10 protein-coding genes are annotated in these 20,227 nt (G+C 67.0%); 3 read left to right on the top strand and 7 right to left on the bottom strand.

Going from position 1 to position 20,227, the window contains the following annotated elements; translation table 11 throughout:
- Positions 1 to 18: 18 nt before the first annotated feature.
- The 6 genes from OG928_RS15830 to OG928_RS15805 form a co-directional block, all read right to left on the bottom strand.
- Positions 19 to 2,298: a UvrD-helicase domain-containing protein gene (locus OG928_RS15830; protein WP_406284161.1), complete on the bottom strand. Its 2,280-nt coding sequence runs from the start codon at positions 2,296 to 2,298 to the stop codon at positions 19 to 21.
- Positions 2,295 to 9,050: a DEAD/DEAH box helicase gene (locus OG928_RS15825; protein WP_406284159.1), complete on the bottom strand. Its 6,756-nt coding sequence runs from the start codon at positions 9,048 to 9,050 to the stop codon at positions 2,295 to 2,297. Before OG928_RS15825 ends, OG928_RS15830 begins: the two co-directional genes overlap by 4 nt.
- 151 nt (positions 9,051 to 9,201) lie before the next feature.
- On the bottom strand, positions 9,202 to 10,080 hold the full coding sequence (locus tag OG928_RS15820) for a hypothetical protein (RefSeq protein ID WP_406284157.1): 879 nt from the start codon (positions 10,078 to 10,080) through the stop codon (positions 9,202 to 9,204).
- A 129-nt stretch (positions 10,081 to 10,209) separates the two neighbouring features.
- A complete protein-coding gene (locus OG928_RS15815) occupies positions 10,210 to 11,400 on the bottom strand; it encodes a DUF3696 domain-containing protein (RefSeq protein WP_406284155.1) in 1,191 nt (396 codons plus the stop codon).
- Positions 11,393 to 12,694 carry a DUF262 domain-containing protein gene (locus OG928_RS15810; protein WP_406284153.1) on the bottom strand — a complete coding sequence of 434 codons (1,302 nt, stop codon included), beginning with the start codon at positions 12,692 to 12,694 and terminating at the stop codon, positions 11,393 to 11,395. The genes OG928_RS15815 and OG928_RS15810 overlap by 8 nt, the downstream gene beginning before the upstream one ends.
- An 81-nt stretch (positions 12,695 to 12,775) precedes the next feature.
- Positions 12,776 to 13,225 (bottom strand): ATP-binding protein, encoded by a 450-nt coding sequence (locus OG928_RS15805; RefSeq protein ID WP_406284151.1) that lies wholly within the window; start codon positions 13,223 to 13,225, stop codon positions 12,776 to 12,778.
- A 159-nt stretch (positions 13,226 to 13,384) separates the two neighbouring features.
- Here OG928_RS15805 and OG928_RS15800 point away from each other — a divergent pair, with 159 nt between their 5' ends.
- Genes OG928_RS15800 through OG928_RS15790 form a run of 3 tightly spaced genes read left to right on the top strand, consistent with a single transcriptional unit; the run spans position 13,385 to position 14,633 of the window.
- Complete coding sequence (locus OG928_RS15800) at positions 13,385 to 14,230, top strand: Scr1 family TA system antitoxin-like transcriptional regulator (protein ID WP_406284149.1); 846 nt, start codon at positions 13,385 to 13,387, stop codon at positions 14,228 to 14,230.
- Positions 14,227 to 14,439, top strand: coding sequence for a DUF397 domain-containing protein (locus OG928_RS15795; protein ID WP_406284147.1), 213 nt, complete (start codon positions 14,227 to 14,229; stop codon positions 14,437 to 14,439). The genes OG928_RS15800 and OG928_RS15795 overlap by 4 nt, the downstream gene beginning before the upstream one ends.
- Positions 14,436 to 14,633 carry a DUF397 domain-containing protein gene (locus OG928_RS15790; protein WP_406284145.1) on the top strand — a complete coding sequence of 66 codons (198 nt, stop codon included), beginning with the start codon at positions 14,436 to 14,438 and terminating at the stop codon, positions 14,631 to 14,633. The genes OG928_RS15795 and OG928_RS15790 overlap by 4 nt, the downstream gene beginning before the upstream one ends.
- A gap of 59 nt (positions 14,634 to 14,692) precedes the next feature.
- Here the strand turns inward: OG928_RS15790 and OG928_RS15785 are convergent, their stop codons facing one another.
- On the bottom strand, positions 14,693 to 20,227 hold the full coding sequence (locus tag OG928_RS15785; protein WP_406284143.1) for a DNA methyltransferase: 5,535 nt from the start codon (positions 20,225 to 20,227) through the stop codon (positions 14,693 to 14,695).

Here is a 20,227-nt window from a genome sequence, read left to right as displayed (position 1 = left end):
GTCACATCGGTCGACGCGTCATTGGTGCTCGGCGCTGCCCCTCGCTCCCAAGGAGCGAAGGAACCGACTCGGCTCTCCATGCCAGGAGATGGCCAAGGCGTCCCGGGCCCGGGTCGCGGCGACGAACAACAGTGAGCGGGCCCGCTGCAATTCACGCTTGTGCCGAGCCGGATCGGTGCGCGCCCAGTTCTCCACCGCCGACCTCGGTACCAGGCCCTCGGAAACGCCCGCGATGATCATGCGTTGGTATTCGAGCCCCTTGAAGCGATACATGGTGCCGACATGCACCCCCTCCTCGTGGCGGGGGCCGTCCTGCGTGATCTCCGTGGACACGATGCCTCGTTGGGCAAGCCGATAGGCCACCTGCGTGACCATGTCATTCGTCGGCACGCAGATCGCCACCGACTCACGGGCGACGTCGTGCCAGTCCCCGAGTTGCTCCAGCACGAGATCCATCTCGTCGTCCCAACTCGCCGCGGAACGCAGGACGGGACGTACTCCGTGCAGCACCGACCGATAGCCGGCAAGGTCATCGCCGCCACCGTCGAGGTCGTCGTAGTCGATGCCTTCCAGGACCCCGACCGCCGACTTGAGAATCTCCCGGGTCGTGCGATAACTGAGGGTCAACTTGGCCGACCGCCCCCGGATGTTGACGCCCAGGCTGCCGAGGGTGACCTGGTTGTCGTAGATCCTTTGGTGGGTGTCACCGACCAGAAAAATGTCGTTTCGGTCGGTCGGCACCATCGCGCGGAGCATCTTCCAGTGGGCCGCGCCGAGGTCCTGCGCCTCATCGACCACGATGTGCCGATAGCGGTAGCGCAGCCAGGCGCCGGTCCCGGATTCGACATGGATGTTGCCGGGGCCGCCCCGGTCCGCGTCCTGTCGCGTCCGGCTGTCGATCTTGGCCTTCCGAGCGATCTCCAACTGGGCCGCCCGCTCGGCCACCTGCCGATGCGTCTCCAACCCCTTGACGTCCAGGCGCTGGGTGAAGCGTTCGGCAAGCTGCCAGACTTCCGCCCGCTCGGCCCGTGAAAGGCTGCGGCCCCGGCCCGCCCGCCGGACGCGGAAGTAGTCGGCGCGGGAGGTGACCGCCTGCCCGAGAATCACCTGATTCCACTCGTCGCTCAGGAACTCCGCGTCCCAGTGGTTCTCGCCGGCTTCCACCAGGAGTTGGCGCCACTCGGTGAGCGCCTGGCCATCCTCGATACGTCGCTTGGACCGACCGGGATCGGACTCGCTGACGACTCGCCTCGCAAGCTGGTCCACGTGCGTGATCTCGACGCGGGACAGCGTCTCGGGACCGCCCAGCGAGATCAGTCGAGCGCGCAGATCGGCGGCCAGGTTCTTGTTGAACGTCGTCAACAGAACGGGCTTGTTGTGCCCCGGCGGCAAGCGGTCGACGAGATGCTTCACCCGGTGCAACGCGACAATGGTCTTTCCCGTACCCGGCCCGCCGCTCACCCGGGCGGGGCCCGAGAAGTCGCGATGCACCAACTTCTCCTGGGAAGGATGGAGGAAGACCTTCCAGCGGCCGAAATCCCCCTCGTCCAGGATGCTTTGCAGCGATTCGTCGTCCGTGACGACCACGGCCTGCGAGCGCCCGATGGCCGCCTGCCAGTCCTCGACGTCGATTCTCTCGTCCTGCTCGACCGCGACGGGCTCGGTGACCTGCTCGCGAACCTGCTCGTACGGAACTCCGTCGCGCAGCCTGAGCAGGACCTCGCCGGTGTGCCGGGGGGCGTACTCGGCGAGGCCGAGAAGCTCGTCGTCGGTGGTCAGCTTCGCGACGATGGGGATGAGCGGTTCGGCCACGCCGAGCGCCGCCAACTCCTCGGCGCTGTACCGCGCGAACAGCGGCTCGGGTGTGGCCGGTCGTTCTTCGGTGACCGGTTCGGCCACCTGCGAGGGGGCGGGAGTCGCCTGGTACAGAACATCCTTCTCGACATCCTGGAGGTCGACGTACTCGATCGCGCCGGTCACCTGGTTGATGCCGTAGGCCAGGCGATCCAGGTGCTGATGGACCTTGGCCCGGTCCTTCACCGAGACGAGCAGCCAGTCGTTGCCGGCCAGGCGCAGCAGCAACGCCCGGTACTGGCGATTGACCCGCGCCGACCACAGCCGACCGTCACCCTTGAGGGGCTTGAGATCGAAGCCGGGCGCGTTCGGATTCTTGCGGAATTCGTGCTGGAACTTGTAGACCGCGCCGACGATCGCCCGGTCCAGCTTGACGATCTCCTTGTCGGCCTTGTCCAGCAGACGCAGAGTCGCGCCCGAGGTCGGCGTGTCGGCGCTGCTCATCGGTCCTCCTGGTCGTCGTGCCCGTCCACGTCGTGTGCCGCTCGCGGCTCGTGCGTCAGCGCTTCGGCGAGTTCCGCGGCCGTCCACGCGGCTGCGGTCCGCACGGTCCAACCCGCGGCCGCGTAGGCCTGATCACGCGCCTCGGCGTCACCGTCGGGCGCACCGTCGACATCCGGCCGGTGGGCCAGGACCACGCCGACCCGGTGGTCGGGCCAGGCGAGTTCGGCGGGCCAGGCCGCGTCGCCCAGCTCGAATCCGGCGAGCGGCGCGCGGATGCCCATGTCGGCCAGTGTTTCGGCCAGTTCGGGCAGTCCGGGGTCCTCCACGAGGTAGGCGAGGACTTCGTCCCAACCCTCATCCCGCCCCTCACCCGATGCGGCGACCGCCGCATCGGTCTCGGGTCGGGGCTCCGGGACCATCTCCGCCGCGTGGCCTCCTGCACGGACGTCGGCCGCGTACGCCCGTCGCGAGGCCAGCCAACCCGCGCCACCGGTCACGGCCAGTTCCACCGGGTCGAAGCCGGTCAGTTGGCTCGCCGCGAGTTGCACGCCGTCGCCGTCGCCGTCGTTGAGGAACTGCAACAGGTTGGTCCAGTACAGCCAGGCCTGCCAACGCCTGTGGTGCGCCTGCCGGTCACCGCCCACCGTCTCCATGCCGTCGTCGAGCACGGTGAGCGCCGTCCAGGCGGCTGCGGACTGACCTCCTCGCAGGTCGAGCGCGATGGTCAGCGGGCAACCGGCGGCGTCCCTCGTCGCCATGATCTGCACGGCCCCCCGGCCACCTGCCAATCGGTTCCCCGCCAATGCGTCCGAGACGCGTCGTGCGATCTCGGGACCGTCCGCGAGCGCCCTGCTGGTCGCCGATACGGCGGCGAATCCGGCCAGCGCGCTTTGCGTGCGACGGCGCCACAGATCGGGATCGGGGCTGGTCAGATAGCCGATCAGGGTCTCGACCGGATTGGTCCACACGAATCGCGGCAGGTCACGGGGGTCGCCGGCGTGCAGACGCCGGTGAATGTCCGAAGCGGTCTTGCGTGCCGTGTTGTGGTACGGCGCCCACACCGGATCGGCGGGCTCCTGCGCCTGCCCGGTCCAGATCCGGACGTCGTCCCAGGTCAGTTGAAAGACCTGCCAACCGCGATCGGCCCGCAGCCGGGTGCGTTTCACCGCGTCGTCCGCGATCCGGTTGTACTCCGCACTCGCGTGATATTTGAAGCCGTCGAGGTAGACCGCCACTCGTCGCCGATCGTCGTCGAGGCTGCGGAAGACCACGTCCGGGCGGGTGAAACCGAGATCGGTCTGCGTCTCCATCTGCCAGCCGCTGACCCTGCCGTCCGGTGCCGTGAAGCGCAGCGTTATGTCGCGCTCCCCGTCCGGGGTGAGCGCGGAACGCACACTCACGTCGTCGGTGCGCTCGGCCCAGTCGAACAGGCCACGACGAAAGAGTGCTTCGAGCTCGCTCTCCACCTGATGGACCAGGGTGATCTCGCGAGTCGTACCGACCGGCTCGATCTGCCATCCCTCGCCCTCGCGCCCGAGAAGTTCGCCGAGCATGTCGAGCGCGTGCTCACGGGAGACCAACTCGTATTCGCTGTCGGTCACATGCCGCAACAGGCAACGGTGGCACGCCGTTCGCCCCTCGGAGACGCACACGCACGTCTCGATGACCCCGCGCGCTCTCGTCAGGACGTCGCGCAGTCCGTCGGGCCCGGCGAGGCGGTGCAGGTAGCCCGTCCCGCCGGGCAAGGTGTCGTACAGCACGAGGTAATGCCGATTCGCCCCCGAGGGGCCACCGTCCGGATCCGCCATCGACGAGGCGACCACCGCCAGGTGGTCGGGGTCACCACCGTAACTGCGGGCGATGCCCGCCAGCACGACCGCCTTCAGCGACACCAGTCGTTCCTCGGTGTGCGCGGTGACGGCGGGAATGAGGATGCGTAGCGCCTCGCTGCGCAGCTCGTGCGCGAGAAGCAGTTTGAGGCCCGTTCGCGAGGCACGGGTGTCGCCGAGTGCTTCCCGTATCCGAGGGCACCAGGGCCGGTGATATTTCGAGGGGCTGACCGGTACCGGACTCCCGTGGTCCGACGGGGGGCCGCCGTCCGCGTCCGCGTGGCCGCACGCGTCGCAGACCCAGAAGGGGTTCAGACGCACCACCCGCCCGGCGAACGAGTCCTCGGCCCCGCCCTCGACGCGAGCCACACCGACGTTGATGTGGCGGATCATCGCCTGGCGGGTGAACTCCCAGCCGAACGTGGCCTTCTTGTGTCGCCAAGCCTCGTCGATGTGCTCCTGGGCGATGTCCACCGCCGGAACGATCGTGTAGTGGCGACGTTCACGGTCGTCGAAGTCGTCACGGACCCGCACGTCGTCGCGCTGGTCCCGGGCCTGAACCCGCTGGGGCACTAGGACCCTGTGCAGGCAGCCGACGTCGCCGATGGCGGTGCCGGTGCAGCGCGGGCAGACCGAGGCGTCGGCTTGGGCGCGATGGGTGCGTACGTGCCCGCAGTCGGGGCAGATCCGCCACCACGTCCAGGCCGGCCGATCCGCGCTGCCGATGTCCAGGCCCGAGATCCGATGCTTGTAACCCTGAACGTAGTAGTGGTTGCCGGGCGCGAAGTCCTCCAGCGCCAATCGAGCCGAGCGGTCGTACTTGAGCACCTTGCTGTGGTGCTCGGCCCGCCCGTCGGCGCCGTTCTCCTTCCAGGTGAGCGTGGCCTCCAACTCGGTGACGGAATCGACCAGGCTGTAGTTGGGCAGCAGGCCGAAGTCGACGAGCGCGCCGTGCGCGGTGTCCCGACTGATCTCCCCAGCCCGCCGCGCGACGGCCCGACGCTCGGCGCGCAATTCCCGGCCTTGCCGCTGGTGTTCGGGGTCACCGGCGACGAGTTCCCCATGGGCCTTGTCGATCGCGTCGATCCGGCGTCGCAACTCCTCGCGACGGTTCTCCCAACCCCGCCGAGCCTCGTTCAGGGCCGTGGAGAGCCCTCCACAGGCGTAGGCCCGCAGCGCGTCGGCGGCCTGCGGGCTCACTCCCGTACCTCGGTCCTGGTTGTAGGGAGGAAAGAGCGCGAGGAAGTCCTCGACCAGGCGGGCACCCGCGGCGAGCGCCGCCTGCTCGAAGTCGGGCATCCATGCCGACGGACCGAACAGGTCGGTGGCCAGGCGCGGCAACGGCAGAACCGGCAGGTCGTCGTCCGGGGCGGGCAGTCGCTCGGCGGCGGCCAGGTCCAGCAGGTGGGCCAGGTATTGGCGACGCAGGATCTCGACGGCGGACAGGAAACATCCCGGAGGTTGGATGTCCCCAGCGATCATCAGCCGAGGATCGTCCAGGTAATACCGGTCGCGGGGGCCGCGGTCGACCATGGTGAGCAGGTACGCGTTGCCGCTGCGCCGCCCGGCCCGACCCACGCGTTGGACGTAGTTGGCCGGCCCCTTCGGCAGCGAGGCGAGCACCACCGCGGACAGGTCGCCGATGTCGATGCCCAGTTCGAGCGTCGGCGTACAGGAGAGCACCTGCGGGTTGGCGTAGTGGGCGCTGGTCCCGGCCCGGAACGCCCGCTCCACCGCCTCTCGTTTGGGACGACTGAGGGTGCCGGTGTGTTCGGCGGTGTTGATGGTGAAGACACCGGCCTCGCGATACATCCGCCGGTAGAAGTCCTTGGTGAAGTCCCGCCCGCGTACGCCGCTTTCGAGGTCCGGACCGATGCGCAGAAACCCGCCGCACCGATAGCGCGGACAGGGTTGGGCGTGCCAATGGTCGCCCAGTTCGGGATGGATCGTCTGCTCCCACGAACAGACCGGGCAGTGCGCGGACGCCTCCGCCACGCTGTCTTCGTCCAGTTTGCGCACCTGGATGTGACCGGGCTGGAGACCGTAGACCCGGGTGGCGCCGTCCTTGGCGGTACGGGCCGAGACCACCCCGGCATCGGCCAGTGCGGGCAGCAGCCGGACCAGAAAGGCGTTGGCGGTGTCGGCACGCAAACCGAGGCTGCGCCGGGTCCAGTCCTGGTACCAGCCCAGTCGCCCCGTGAGCACGTCGAAATCGTCGGATCCCGGCTTGGGAGTACCCAACAGGAACGCGGGGGCCGACAGGCGTGGGCCGAAAGCGGGCATGCCGGTCGCCCGCCCGCCCCAGATCAGCCAGCGACGCACCCCGGCCTGGTCGATCCAGCCGTCCAGCCACGAGTGCCGGATCGCACCGCGGATGCGCAGCCGCTCCAAAAGTCCCCGCACGTGGCCGAGGTAGCGGTCGGGACCGGGCTGCGACCCGTCCGGCAGCGCGACATCACCGGGGGTGGTGTGGAGCAGTTCGCGCACGATGTCGTACACGGTGTCGGGGTCCGTGATCGGGACGTCCGCCGCGACGGTCCGGGTCAGTTCCAGGGTGCGGCCCTGTCGCGAACGCAGGCCGAACTCCATGACAGCTCCGAACGCGAGCCGTTCGGCGATCAGTTCCCAGGTGGCGCGGGATCCTCGGCTGCGCCCCGCGAGCAGGGTGTCGACCCCGCGCACCGTGTGCAGGTCCGGTGGGATCACCGCCGCCTGCACCTTCTTGCTGTCCCCGACGGCCGTGATCAGGTCCGCCGCCAGGTCGCTGAGCGCGATGGGCTCGTCCTCCGCGATCCGGCTGGCGAGCAGGGAACGGAACGAGAAGGTGTACGCGCGGCTCGCGACGAATCCGGCCCGGTGTGCGGCGTCCTGGACGGAGTCGTTGAACAGGAGGGTCTTGTCCTCCTTGAGATTTTCGTCGAGTTCGCCGCCGGTGAAGAGTTGCGTGATCGAGGCCGCCGCCAACGCCGCGAGGCCCGTTCCGAGGTATCGGATCGCGTTGGTCGTACGGCAGGCAGGGCACTGATCCCGTTCGGCGGCTCGGTCGTCGGCCAGATCGGTCAGCACGAACGCGCCGTCGCGCAGCGGTTTCGCGGCGCGCGGTCCGCCGTCCTGCGACGTCTCGAAGTCGCGCTCCGGCGACACGGGACGCAATCGACCGCTCAGCGCGTCGAGCACCATGACGATCGGCCCGCTGCGGGGAGTCTCTCTGGCGAGCGCCGTATCGTATGCCTGGGCGACGGTGGCCGCGATCATGTTCCGGACGCGACGCTTGTCCCGTCCGACCGATGCGCGGCGGATCTTCGTGGCGTTCATGTCCAGTTCGGCCGGATCCGATTCCGGGGACAGGGCTGCCCATCCCGAGCGCCCGCACTCCCGGCAGAAGACCGCCGGCAGGAACACCTGGGCGGGGGCCGGCGCGCTGTCGTCGGCGGGGGCGGCGTCCCCGTTCTCGGTCGGCCCCGATTCGGGGGTGCCCCGGATCGGCCGAGCCCGTCGACCACCGGAGGTGATCCGCTCGTCGTCCCACTGGAACTCGGCTCGCGCCGTGGTGACCCCGCGCAGGACCCTGGATACCGATCGCACCCAGTGGTGGATCTCGATGGACAACAACGGCCGTTGCGGGTCGTCGGGATCCCGGGCTGTCGACAGCAGCGCGACGTAGCGGGCGAGAGCCTGGGCCGCGATGTTCGGCCGCTGCTGTACGGCCACACCCCAGTGGTAGGCGTATCGAGGCAGGACCTCCATGACCTCGGCCAGGGTGCGCGGGCGTCCGTCGAGGATCTCCAGGATCGCCGCGGTCAATCGATGCCGCCGTAGCAACGCCCCCAGTTCCGCCGGGGTCGAGCCGGTCACACCGGTGAAGGCCGCGGCCAACCGGTCCAACGCCTCGGAGTCGCGGGTCGGGTCGCCGAAAGCGGCCACCTCGTCCGGCCCCGGAAACGGCAATGCGAAGTCGCTGGAACCCGCGAACTCGGAGACGGTGCGTCGGTCTTCGCCCACCACCGCCTCGGGCGGGAATGGCACCCCGAAGACCTGTTCGGCCACCTCAAGCATGCTGTTGCCGTTGGCCGCCCCGTTTGCCCCCAGGGTGGCGGACGTGGCGACCGGACAGACCGCACCGAGAGGTCGGCCCGGTTCGCTCAGCCCGGTGATCGCGCCGAGCCTGCGCAGCAACATTGCCACGTCGGTGCCCTGAGCCCCGTCGTAGGTGTGGAACTCGTCCAACACGACGTAAGCGAGGGCCGATCCCTGCCACAACCGCTGGTCCTGCGGCCGCTGGAGCAGCAGGTCGAGCATTTTGTAGTTGGTGATCAGGATGTCCGGGCGGGTGTTGCGGATCTCCTCCCGGTCCACCTCGATGCGCGGGTTGGCCTGCTTGAAGTCCTGCGAGGCCCGGTCGCCGATGTAGAGCGCGGCGCGCACACCCGCGTCCTTGAGCCGGGTGTCCTTGGCATCGGCGAGGTGGTTGTTGATGCGGTGCGCCTGGTCGGTGGCGAGAGCGTTCATCGGGTACAGGAGTACGGCCTTGACCCCCTCGCGCCCCGCTTCGCGCTCCCGCCGACAGTGGTCGAGGAGGGGGATCAGGAACGACTCGGTCTTGCCGGAGCCGGTACCGGTCGTCACCAGGGTCGGCTCGGCCGGCCCGTTGAGCGTGGACAGGCGCTCCCAGGCCAGTTCCTGGTGTCGATGCGGCCGGAAATCGCGTGGCCACCACGTCAGATGGCGCTGCCAGTCGTCGCTTCGGGCCGATCGGAAAGGCGTGCGGACACGGAGGTAGGGGCCCCGGAAGATACCGTCGTCGGCATCACCGAGGAACCGCTCGAGGGCCAGCCGCGTACCCTCGTCGGCCAGTGCGTACGTCGTCGACAGGTACTGGCTCAGACTGGCCCGTACCTGCTCGGCGGCGAGAGTCGGTCGCACCTGTGGTCCTCTTTCCGTCCGTTCTTCGCACGTGACCTGCCCCGCGTAGTGCCGCTCGGGGGCGGGTCGCACGATCAAGGTATCCGGACGGGCGTGCGCCGGGACTCACGATCATGCAACGACCTGCGGACTCGGCGGGCGCGGTCGTGGCTCAGACGCCGAGCTTGCGGCCGACGTAGGCGATGCGCAGCGTGGCCTTCTCGTGCACGAGTCGGAAGTGGATCCGTCCCGGCCGCGGCGCGAAATCGGCGTGCCAGTCGAACAATTGCTCGCTGCCGTCGAGATCGGTGAACCAACAGAGCCGCCGGCGCACCTCGTATTCCGGACGTATCCTGACTTCGCACGGAGGGCAGATCGGATCGGTGTTCAGATCCCAGTCGGCCGCGGCGGCATCCAGGACGGTGAGCGTCCTCCCCACCGAGGCGACCCAGGCGGCGGGCAGGCCACTCAGATTCTGTTCCACCTGCGGTAGGAATTCGAGGTGGGGGAAGAGCGTCGTACGCTCCTCCCACAGGTGCGAGCCCTGCCGCACCGCGCCCAGACCGCCCTTGCGGACCGCTGCGACGCAGTCCTTGATCCAGCTCAGGTGCGAATCCACATGCAGCGGGCACGAGGCGTGTCGAATCTCGACGTCGCTGACCTCGATGCCGGGCTGCCCGTCGTCGCCCGTCACCATTTCCGCGCGCCGCAACGCCAGTCTGGGCACGTCCCACCAGGTCTCGACCGGTAACGAGACGCCGATCCCGTCCATCAGATGGGCGGCCCCGAGCCCTACCGCCGACTCTTCGCGATGGCTGTAGTCGACTTCGTAGAAGCCCTCACCCTCCGGAAAGACCGCTCGGTGGGGCCACTTGCTCTGCATCTGAAGCAGCCGTACCCACAGATCCCGGCTGCTCGGTTTGCCGCTCCACTTGCCGATGCTGTGGCCGTTCGCGATCTGGAGGTTCTTGATCGGCTCCTCGGTGACCAGCACCGTGCCCTTGCGGTCGGCGCCGGCCACCGCCAGTACCGCCCGCGCGAGTTCGGTCATGGCCGAGTCCGCGCGTCCGGGATCACATTCGGATCCGCAGGATTTCTCGTTCAGGAACAGCAACGGCACGTTTCCCCCTACGCGACGATCTGTATGGTGCGACCCGGCCGGGCGACCCCGCCCGGCCGGTCAGTCGATGAGCTGGTCGAGCGTGTTCTCCAGCTCGTCGAAGAAGCCTTCCGGCCACTGGTCGAGAAATCCGGCCCGGTCCATCCGCGGGCTGGTGATCTCCACGCCGGTGCCATCGCTGCGGAAGTAGTGCACCACCGCGTGCTCGGGGTCGAGGTCACCTCGTTTGACCGCGAGTCGGACACCGTTGAGCACGTGGTCGCTGTGCGTCTCGATGATCAACTGGGCGCCCTGTGCGGCAGCCGCCGCGGCCAGCCCGGCCATGCGGGTCTGGCCGTGTGGGTGCAGATGCGCCTCGGGATTCTCGATGAGTACGAGGGATCCCGGCCGTGCGGTCAGGCAGGCCACGACGATGGGCAGCGCGTAGGTCAGCCCGAAACCGACGTTGGTCGGGCGTCGCCGTCGACTCGTGCTCAGACCGCTCCCGAATCCGTACGACAGGCGGACCTGGTCGGTCCCCTCGATGACGGCAGCCTGTACGTCCACGCCCGGGCAGAGTTCACCCATCCAGGCGGTGACCTGGGCGAGCAACGACCCGGACCGCGCGGAGGGGTGGCGCAATCGACCCGGCCGAACATCGTCCCGGGCGTGATGGCGCAAGAAATTGACCGAGTGCTCGCCCCGTACCCCGAGAAAGCGACGCCCGATCGCGGCGTGATGGTCACGCGGATAGAACTCCGCGGGGGAGACCCGGTCGGCGTGCAGATACTGGAAGCCGGCCGTGAAGAATCGTGGAAATATCGCGGCGTCCCCGTCCGGTCGGTTGGCCTTGCTCTCCGACGTCAGGGGGATGTCGACGTCGATCAGCGGCAGCAGGTTCTGTTCCGCGTCGTAGCCGACGGTCCACGAGTAGTAGTAGGCGCCTTCGCTCACCGCGAGGGTGATCCGCGGCTCGTCCCCGACGAAATTCTCGTGCAGAACGTCCTGTCCGGTGCCGAGTCCGACGAGCTCTCCGTTGAGTAGGAACCCGCCGTCGTGTGGGTCGTCGAAACGCTGCTGGGCTCCGTCCATTGCCAGTTCCCTGGCGTAGGCGAGATTCCCCGAGGTGTACGACTGTTGGAGCAGCCCCAGTGCCTGGAGGACGCTGCTCTTGCCTGACGAGTTGAGGCCGGTCAACAACGTAAGCGGTCCGAGCGGTAATTCCGCGTTCTGGAACGCCTTGAAGTTCATCAGCGTCAGTTGGTCAAGCATTGTCCAGCACCCCCCGGAAGAGTTTCGCCATGTCCCCGAACCGCGTGCGCACCTTCTTGGTGTCGCCAGTGGCGACCGAGATGGCCCGGTCGAAATCCCAGTCCTTCATGAGCTCGAAGAAACCGGTAAGAAGATCGTCACGCGACGCTACCAGGGTGTCACGCTCGTGGTCATCCAAGGCGGCGAGATTGACCGCGACCGTCTCGAACAGGGCCTTGTTGATGGGCGATTTGCCCTTCCCGCCCCGCCATTTCCGGAACGCGTGCGCGCCGAACAGCGCCGTCGCACACGTCATCGCCTTGCGGAACTCAAGCGCTCGCTCGTTGCGCCCTCGCTCATCCAGCTTGTTGATGCCATGCATGGCGTCGACCAGGAACTGATCGAAGTCCCGTTGGGTGTGTTCCGCCGGATCGGTGAGCCGGAACGCCATGAAGCGCAGCACCATTTCGCGGTCGGCCATCCGCTCGTTCGACACGCTGTACGCGGTGGCCTCGGTGAACGTGGGGTCCTCGGCCAGATCGGCCAGGAAATGACGCGCCGGGCCCTTGATCATGGCGTGCCGGATCTCCTGCGCCTTCAAGGGCAGTCCCCCGGTGTTGATCCGCGAGAACACGTTGAACATCACCATCTCCGGAGTACCCTCCCGGATGATGTGCACAACCAGTTGGGTCTCCCGCAGACGAATCCGCAGGCGACCGGTCAGGTCCGCGTATCCCTTGCCATGGAAGTCCCGTAGATAGTCCAGGCCGCGCAGGGTCAACGGTCGCATGCCGACGGTCTCCGGTTCCATGAACCGAGCGATCGCGGTGAGCCGCTGGATGCCGTCGACGACGGCCCAGTCCGCATTCTCGTCCTGCGCCATGTGGAACGAGGAGATCGGGATACGCAGCAGCAACGACTCGATGAGCCGGCTCTGTTGCACATCGCTCCAGATGCCGGCCCGGCGCTGGAAGTCCGGCGCGAGATCGATCATGCCCTCGCGTAAGCGGGACAACAGCAGGTCGACCGTGGTCGCCTGGGTTTCGATCTTGATGCTCTCCGGCCGGAAGGGGGCGGTGAGCTCGAGCGCATCGGACGACGGCTCCTGGTCCCTGTCCTCCTCGTCGGAGGGCTCCTCGATCTCCACGCCGGTCGGGAAGCCGTCGCTGCCGATCTCGACGGGAGGGTAGAGCGAGGGGAACAGCCCGGTCTGGAGTGATTCCGCGTCCTCACCGGGGAGCCGGTACCGCTGATATCCCGCAGGCCGACCACGCCCGGACGCCCGCCTGCTCCCGCTGTCCTCCAGGTCCGCCATGTGCACCCGTCGCCCTCGGTCGTCGCCGCGTGTGACCCGACACTCGCTCTCGGGCCACCATATAGACGCCGGACGACCACGTCAGTGCGGCAGGTCCAGCTCGGCGCGCACGGTCTTCCCAGCTCGGCCGCGGTCGAGCACGGTCCATCGGTCGGCACTTGCCGCCACCAGGAACAGCCCGCGGCCGTGCTCCGATTCGGGCGGCGGGGGCGCGACGGGCTTCCCCGCATCCGGCGGGCACCATCCCCCGTGTGCGTCCGAGACCTCGATTCGGAGGGTGCGCGCGGTGAGGGTGAGTCGAAGCCGGAAATCCCCGCTCTCGACGTGTCCATGGGTGACCGCGTTCGCCGAGAGTTCGGCGATGAGCAGAGCAGCCGTGGCGGAGACATCGGAGCAGCGCGGGACACCCCAGTCGTGGAGTTGATGCACGGCGAGGTAGCGGGCGAGTCGCGCGCCGCGCGGAGTGGAGCTGAAGCGATGGACGAACACCCGTGCGGGGGCGTCGACTTGGCACGGTTGAGTGGGTTTCACTCGTTCACTGTGGCGCTGTTCGACGGCCGTTCTCCAGAGCCGCGACTCGTACGCATTGTGAGCGTACGAGTGCTTTGAGTAGACAGTACGGGTGATGCCCCGTGATCATTGCCGGGTCGAGAATGCGGGCCGGGGCAGAGCGCGCGGAGGTGGCGACAGATGTCGGACGGAGCGAGCGGACTGCCGTACGGAGGGGGCGAACCGGAGTCTTCGGACAGCCTCAGGTCGTTCGGCGAGGTGGTCAAGGCATTCCGCAGGCGGGCCGGAGTCACCCAGGAGGAGTTCGCACCGAAGGTGCGGTATGCGGTCGCCACGGTCGCCTCGATCGAGCAGGGTCGGCGCTTTCCCCCGCCGGATTTCGTGGAGCGGGCGGAGGAGGCCCTGGACGCGTTCGGCGCGATCCGCGGGGCGGCCAGGCACCTGTCCCGGCAGCCGGGCTTGGCGAGCTGGTTCCGGCAGTGGGCGCGGTTGGAGGCGGACGCGGTCAGCTTGTACACGTACGAATGCCGGGTGGTTCCGGGGCTGTTGCAGACGGAGGCGTATGCACGGACGCTGTTCGTGAACCAGCTTCCGCCGCTCAGCGATGGCCAGGTCGAGGCCCAGTGGGCGGCCCGGTCAGCACGTCAACGGTTGCTGTGGGAACGACCGAACACAGCCTTCAGCTTCCTTCTCGAAGAGCACCTGTTCCTTCGACAGACGGGTGGGGCGGAGGTCACGCGGGCCCTGCTCGATCACGTCCTCGCAGTTGCCGAACTGCGCAACGTCGAGCTTCAAGTCATGCCCTTGGTCCAGAAGGCACACGCCGGTCTGGACGGTCCCATGCAACTACTGGAAACTCCCGAGAACAGGTGGTTCGCTTACAACGAAGGCCAACGTGGTGGCATGTTCGTCGCGGAGCCCAAGGAGATCAGCATCCTCCAGATGCGGTATGCCAGGATGCGCTCACAGGCCCTCACCCTCGAAGACTCCGTGGGCCTGTTGCGGCGGATGCGAGGAGCGCAATGAACACGACCGACCTGGCCTGGTTCAAGAGCAGCTACAGCAGCGGCGGCGACGGCGACTGCGTCGAAGTCGCCCACGCCCGACAGGTTGACAGGCGAGTCCACACCGTCCACGTTCGGGACTCCAAAGTGGAGCAGGGTCCAGAACTCTCTCTGCGCCCGGACGCGTGGAGCGGCTTCCTCCGGCTCGCGGACCGAAGGGGAGCGCCATGAGCAAGTCCGAACCGGTCTGGTTCAAGAGCAGCTACAGCAGCGGCGGCGACTGCGTCGAAGTCGCCCACGCCCGACAGGCTGACAGGCGAGTCCACACCGTCCACGTTCGGGACTCCAAAGTGGAGCGAGGACCAGAACTCACTCTGACATCGGACGCGTGGAGCGGGTTCCTCTCGAACGCGGACCAGATCTAAGCGTCTTCACTCGATGCCGGCCCAGCACCGGATCGATTCCCGGCGCTGGGCGCTGGCGCTCACACGTCGGGCGTCCACTCGCCTTCGTCGATCGCCTTCTGAAGGCGCGCCTCGAAGTAGGCATGCGCTGAACGCATTTCCTGCTCACGGTTGGCCTTGTAGAAGGGTGCGGTGTAGCCGCGAGGAGGTTCTGCCCGTTCACCTTGCCGATAGGCAACGAAAGCCTCGTAGTCTTCTTTGGTCTGCTCAAAACCAAAAGTGTAGCGATCACCCGCGATCTTGCGTCCCTGAGCGTCGAACCACATGACAGCGTCAAAGTCCTGCATAATCGGAAACCGAGCCTTATACATAGCGACCAACGCGTCCGCACTGACACCAAGCCAAACCGCCACCAGAGCGTCAATCTCGACCAGCGCAAGTCGGCGCGCGCGCTCGCTTCGCAATGGCACGTCGAAGCGCCATTCATGCGTGACTTGGTTAAGCGGGGCGATATCCGGCCAAGCACTCGACCACGGCTCGCAGGCTGCCCATGCATCGTCGTAAAGCTCTTCCCAGAGATTCGCGTAAGAGCGTGTCAGACAGTTTAGTCTAAGCGTGCGAAGAAGCAATGCAGATTCGAGAGGATGCCCCAGCGCTGGCGCTGGCATGCGACTCGCCTGAGCCTTCTTCAGGTGCCCTACACCCCTGGTTCGAAGTAGATAATCCACAGGCAAACCTGCCCAGAATCCGGCAACCAACGCCGTCAGTCGAACGTCCGACAGGGCGGCACTATGCAAAAGATCAATGTGTGTAGCCTTTGGTGGAATTAGGGCCACATAGAGGCTGCGTTCAGTATCAGGAGCGATCATCTCCCGCCATACCATGCGGTAGAAATCACTATACTTTCGACGAGAGCGCGCGGTTAGGTAATCGATCACCTCCAAGTCCGTGACATCTTCCAGCGCCACATCTCGAAGGCGAGAAATAGCCGCACGCGCCAAGTTTGTCTCGGACTCTGACTGCCGAAGCTGCGCCAATATCCGGTGGTCTACCCAGCGAGGTTGGGCAGATTCGAAAGCCTCCCTGTCGGTCACGCGAACATATGCAGTCTCAGGGACGGCATCCGCATGGAGCCTCACCGGATTGAGCCCCAGAACTTCCCCGCCACCCTGGCTGGGCTGCTTGAAGAAAGGATTAGCCAAACCGATTTGTGGCCCCTTCAGAATCACATCGATCCAGCCATTCGGCTCGAACACAGATCCATCTTCGCCGGGCACATTGTGGTCAATGAGACCAGCAGCCTTGGAAATTGTTTCGGCGTATCCACCGCCGATCTGAGGGTGATGGGCCGCCAGCCGGAGCGGATAGTCGACCAATGCCTCAATACCCTGCGCCTCCGCAGTACTTACCGGCGACAGTAGACGCGCTTGACGCACCGGTTGGTCCTCGTCTCCCGTGAGCCGCTGCCACTGCGCGAGCGTGCCCTCGTCGACTCGTACGATCCGCTTCCGGTGTGGCCGTTCATCCCAGCTGCTTCCGTATCGCACCCCAGGGTCGGGGCCCGAACCATCGTCGTGCTCGGACAGGCGCAGGGCGTCAACCGAGAAAAGCCAAGACAGGTGATCGAAGCGGATATCGCCCGCTCGTCCATAGATGTGCACGCCAAAATGACTGGACCGCCCGACTGGCCGTGGAAAGAAGCGGTTACCCGCGTTCACGAAATCCCCGTGAATACGAAGCCTAGTGTATGCCGCTTCTCGCAGCCGAGCCTCCTTGTCGCCACTGAAGTGCGTGTCCGGATGAATCAAGCCCACTGTTCCGTCGAAAGACATGTGCTCCCATGTGCGACACATGAAAGCTCGGTACAGGTCGGTGTGTGTACCATTCAGCAAAGGATACATTTGTGCAGAGCCAAGCATGGCGACGATTCCACTGTGCACAGCAAGCTCACGCAGCAAGTAGCGGCGAACGGGGGACTTCTTGGTCAGCGCCGCGAGCCTCTGTGACCGTTCTGCATAGGTGGGCTTCTCGGTGAGCATGAACCACGGCTCATATTCAGCGAGAAGCGCATTCTCTTCCCAGCGCGGCCTCACCCACGGCGGATTTCCCACCTGGAGGTCGAACCCTCCACTCGCACTCCGGAACACATGGGCAAAGTGCAACTCCCAGTGAAAGAATCCGTGCCCATCTTCTGCATTTATATCCCGCTCTGTTGAGCCGGCAATGTCCTCGACTAGGTCCAGCCAAGGGAATCGCCTCGGAAGATTACGGGCCTCGTCCATGCCGAGGGTGCCCTCAAGACTTTGTTCGAACGCCTCTAGGAGGGGGAGCGCTTCATCCACGCGAAGCTCATCCAACCCTGCCAGGAAGGTTCCCGCTGAGGCGTCCTCTGTCCCGAGAGTCGCCTCCAGAAAATCAAGCCAGTCGACGAAATCCAGTAGAGGAATTGTCGGACGCCATTTTGTGGTGATCTGCGCCTTTCGGCCGCCACTCACGTTGCGTCCGGCAGTCTTCAGTCCTCTTGTGCTGTCCAGCTGCTTTTGCTCACCGGCAAGGACGTCAAAGAGACTGGCCGCCTCCCAGAGCACGTCTCCAGCAGTTGGTACAGCACTCGGCTCAGGCCCTGCCATTGGCCCGGACTCCGACACTGAGGTAGACAGTAGTGCGGGCAGGTCCGCAGCCGTGACCGGCCTGCTGTCGATCTGGTAGGCGTTAGTTTCACCCTGCAAGTCGGCCATCTTGTCCAGCGGCCAAAACCACAGAGCACACCATGCGTCCATGACGGTTCTCAAACGCCAGTAGGGTGTTCCCAAGGCTGTCAGATCATCAAGGACCCTCTTCCTATCCACCGCTTCATCGGGATGCTGCAACCAGTCCGCGCCCCACACCTCGATGCGGCGTGAGATCTTCTGCTCGGACAGCTCCAACCGTTTGGCGACCAGGCTCCACAGGAATTCGGCGCGGCGGGCGACCCGTTGCAGTCGCCACAGTTCGGACTTTTCCGCCCGCTTCTGCCACGCCTCATAGCGCTTCTGTCGCTTCGCTTCGGGCTCGTCGCCCTTTTCCTCGAACGGCTTCGGCGCCTTCGGCGCCCGCTGGATTCCCTTGCGCCACTTGCCGAGTGCCTTCGCCTGCTCCTCCGCGAGCTTCTTCGCCTCGCTCTCCCCGGCGACCGCTCCCCACCCGCCGGCCGGCAGCAAAAAGTGGTGGACGGCCCCCTCCGGCAACTCCCCGTCGCGGAAGGGAAGTTCCGTCGGTGGCAGGGCATCCTTGCGCGACAACCACCGACCGTGGGGCAGTTCACTCGCCGGGTAGATCTTCCTTCCCGCACCGATCAGCGAGTTACCGCGCCGCAGGTGCAGCCCGAACCACGGTGCCCGCATGCCCGGGTGCATGGAGTTGAGCCACAGCGACACCTCCGCCAACTCCACGGCGGTGGCGTTCAGGTCGACGCCGTAGGCGTTGTGGAGCGCGACGTACGCCTTGACCTTCTGCAACTCGATCTGCCGCTGCTCGGTGTCGACCCGGCGTCCCAACTCCTGCTCACGCCGGCGCAGATACTCGGCCGCGACCTGGTCGATCGCCTCGTTGAGGAACGCCCCGGAACCGAGCGCGGGTTCGCAGATCTTCCATTCGAGGAGTTCGCGGGCCGCGGTGACCGTGCCGTCCTGGTCGAGGCGGTGCTTGAGCGCCAGCTCGACGGTGACCTCGGTAAGCGACTTCGGCGTGTAGTACGAAGCGGAGGTCTGCCTGTCCCGCCCTGCCAGCCGATAGACGAAGGAGCCCTTGCGGTGCACCTCCCGCACGGGCAGACCGGTCTCGTGGTGAGGCCGCTCGACGAAGACTTCCTCGGGGTAGTCCTGCACCCGGGACGCGGGGATCATCCAGCTTCCGCCCGAGGCGTCCCCGCCCTTGGCGACCTCGTATAGGTCCTCCTCGGCGATGAAGCCGCTATAGGACATCAATCCCTCGTAGACCGCGCCGAGTTGGTTGATGCCCAACTGCGCGTACGAGATGAACCCGCCCCGCTCGCGACCCTTGCCCTTGGTGAGCATCAACCGGCGCAACACCTTGTGCAGGGTCTCGTTGCGGAGCCTGGTGTCCAGGAATTCCGGCTCGTCCCCGCCCTCCTCGAAGCGCGGGTTCTCGACCTGATCCGTAGAGATCAGGCGGACCGCGTCCTTCTTGAACAGGTCGGACCGCAGCGGCTCGAAGCGCAGCCCGACATCCGCGCTGCGGGCGGCACGGCGGGTCCGGTCGGCCTCCCGGACCCGTGCGGTGTACTCGTCCTGCGAAATGGTGCCCGCGGCGAGCAATGCGGCGGCCTCGTGCTCGGCTGCGGCGGCCGCCCGGTCGGCCGCGTCCGCAGCCACGTCCTCCGGCTCACTGCCGTACTCCCGGTGGCCCTCCTCCACCTTGCGGAAGAGCAGGTCCAGGGACTCGTACAGGTGGAAGCCCGTTCTGGACTTCTCGCCGACCAGGTCGCGCACCACCAGGTCACCCAGGCGCTGGAGGCCGTAGCCTCGCGCGTACTCGGGATAGTCGCTGGGCAGGATACCGAGGGCCGGCTGAGCCTCCGCGTACAGCAGGAACAGGATGCGGTAGAGGTAACGCAGCGACTCGCGGCTGAGCTGCTTCGCGAGGCGGGCCGGATCGTCGATCTGCTCCGGAGTGATCCCGTGGTCCTCGCGCAGCCGGGTCAGGACTTCGTTGGCGATCCACTCGACCGAGAGCCGCAGACCCTCCCGCAACTCGGTGGACACTCCCACCGCGTGCTTGCCCGACTTCTCGACGAAGCCGGCCAGGGGCGCGGTGCCGCCCTCCTCCGGGGTTCGCAGCGAGTCGACGCCGAACAGGGCGGCGATGGTGTCGAGTTCGCCGCCGTTGCGGTCGTCGCGGCGGTTGAGGGCGGCGTCCAGGTCTGCGGCGAGATAGCGGCCCTCGTGCCAGGCCAGTCGATCGGCCAGGACGATGACCCCACCGGCCACGAGAAGCACGTAGCGCGGCGGTTCGTCGCAGGCGAAGAGGAAGTCGGTGAGCGCCTTCGCGTCGGCGATCCGCCCCGAGGCCTCCAGGGCCACCGGGTGCCGCAACCGACCGGCGCCGTCCGGGTCCAGCGCCGCGTCGGGCCGTGCCGTCCAACCACACGAGATCGCGATCAGCCCCGGCTCGGCGTGCACGGCTTCCACCGAGTACTCGTGGCCGGCACGGTGGACCGTCACCGTCTGCTCGTGGGCATCCGCGTACCCGAGGGCGGACAGCGTGGCCAGATGCAGCTCGGTGAGCCGCTTGCCCCAGTCGGCGGGAACCGGCGCGTCCGGCTCCGCGAGGGCTGCGGCGTCGCGCTCGAAGTCGGCCCGGCTCGCGAAGTAGGGGCCGTTCAGGGCGCGCAGACTCTCGCGCGGCGTGCGAGCGCGCGGCGGCACAGCGCCGGGTTCGGCCCCCGTGCGCTCCGCCTCGGCGATGGCGGCGGCGTGCTCGCGCCGCGCGTCGTCCTCGGCGGCGGCCCATCGGGCGAGCAGACCGTCCTTGGCCTTGAGGTCCTTCGGCAACACCTCGGCCAGGTAGTGCGCCGAGAGGTAGTCGCCGTGATTGACCAGCGAGTCGTAGGTCAC

Origin of the sequence: Embleya sp. NBC_00896 (assembly GCF_045207785.1) — a bacterium.
Lineage (GTDB): Bacteria > Actinomycetota > Actinomycetes > Streptomycetales > Streptomycetaceae > Embleya.
The sequence above is the reverse complement of the archived record's forward strand: the minus strand, read 5'-3'. Positions and strand labels throughout refer to the sequence as shown.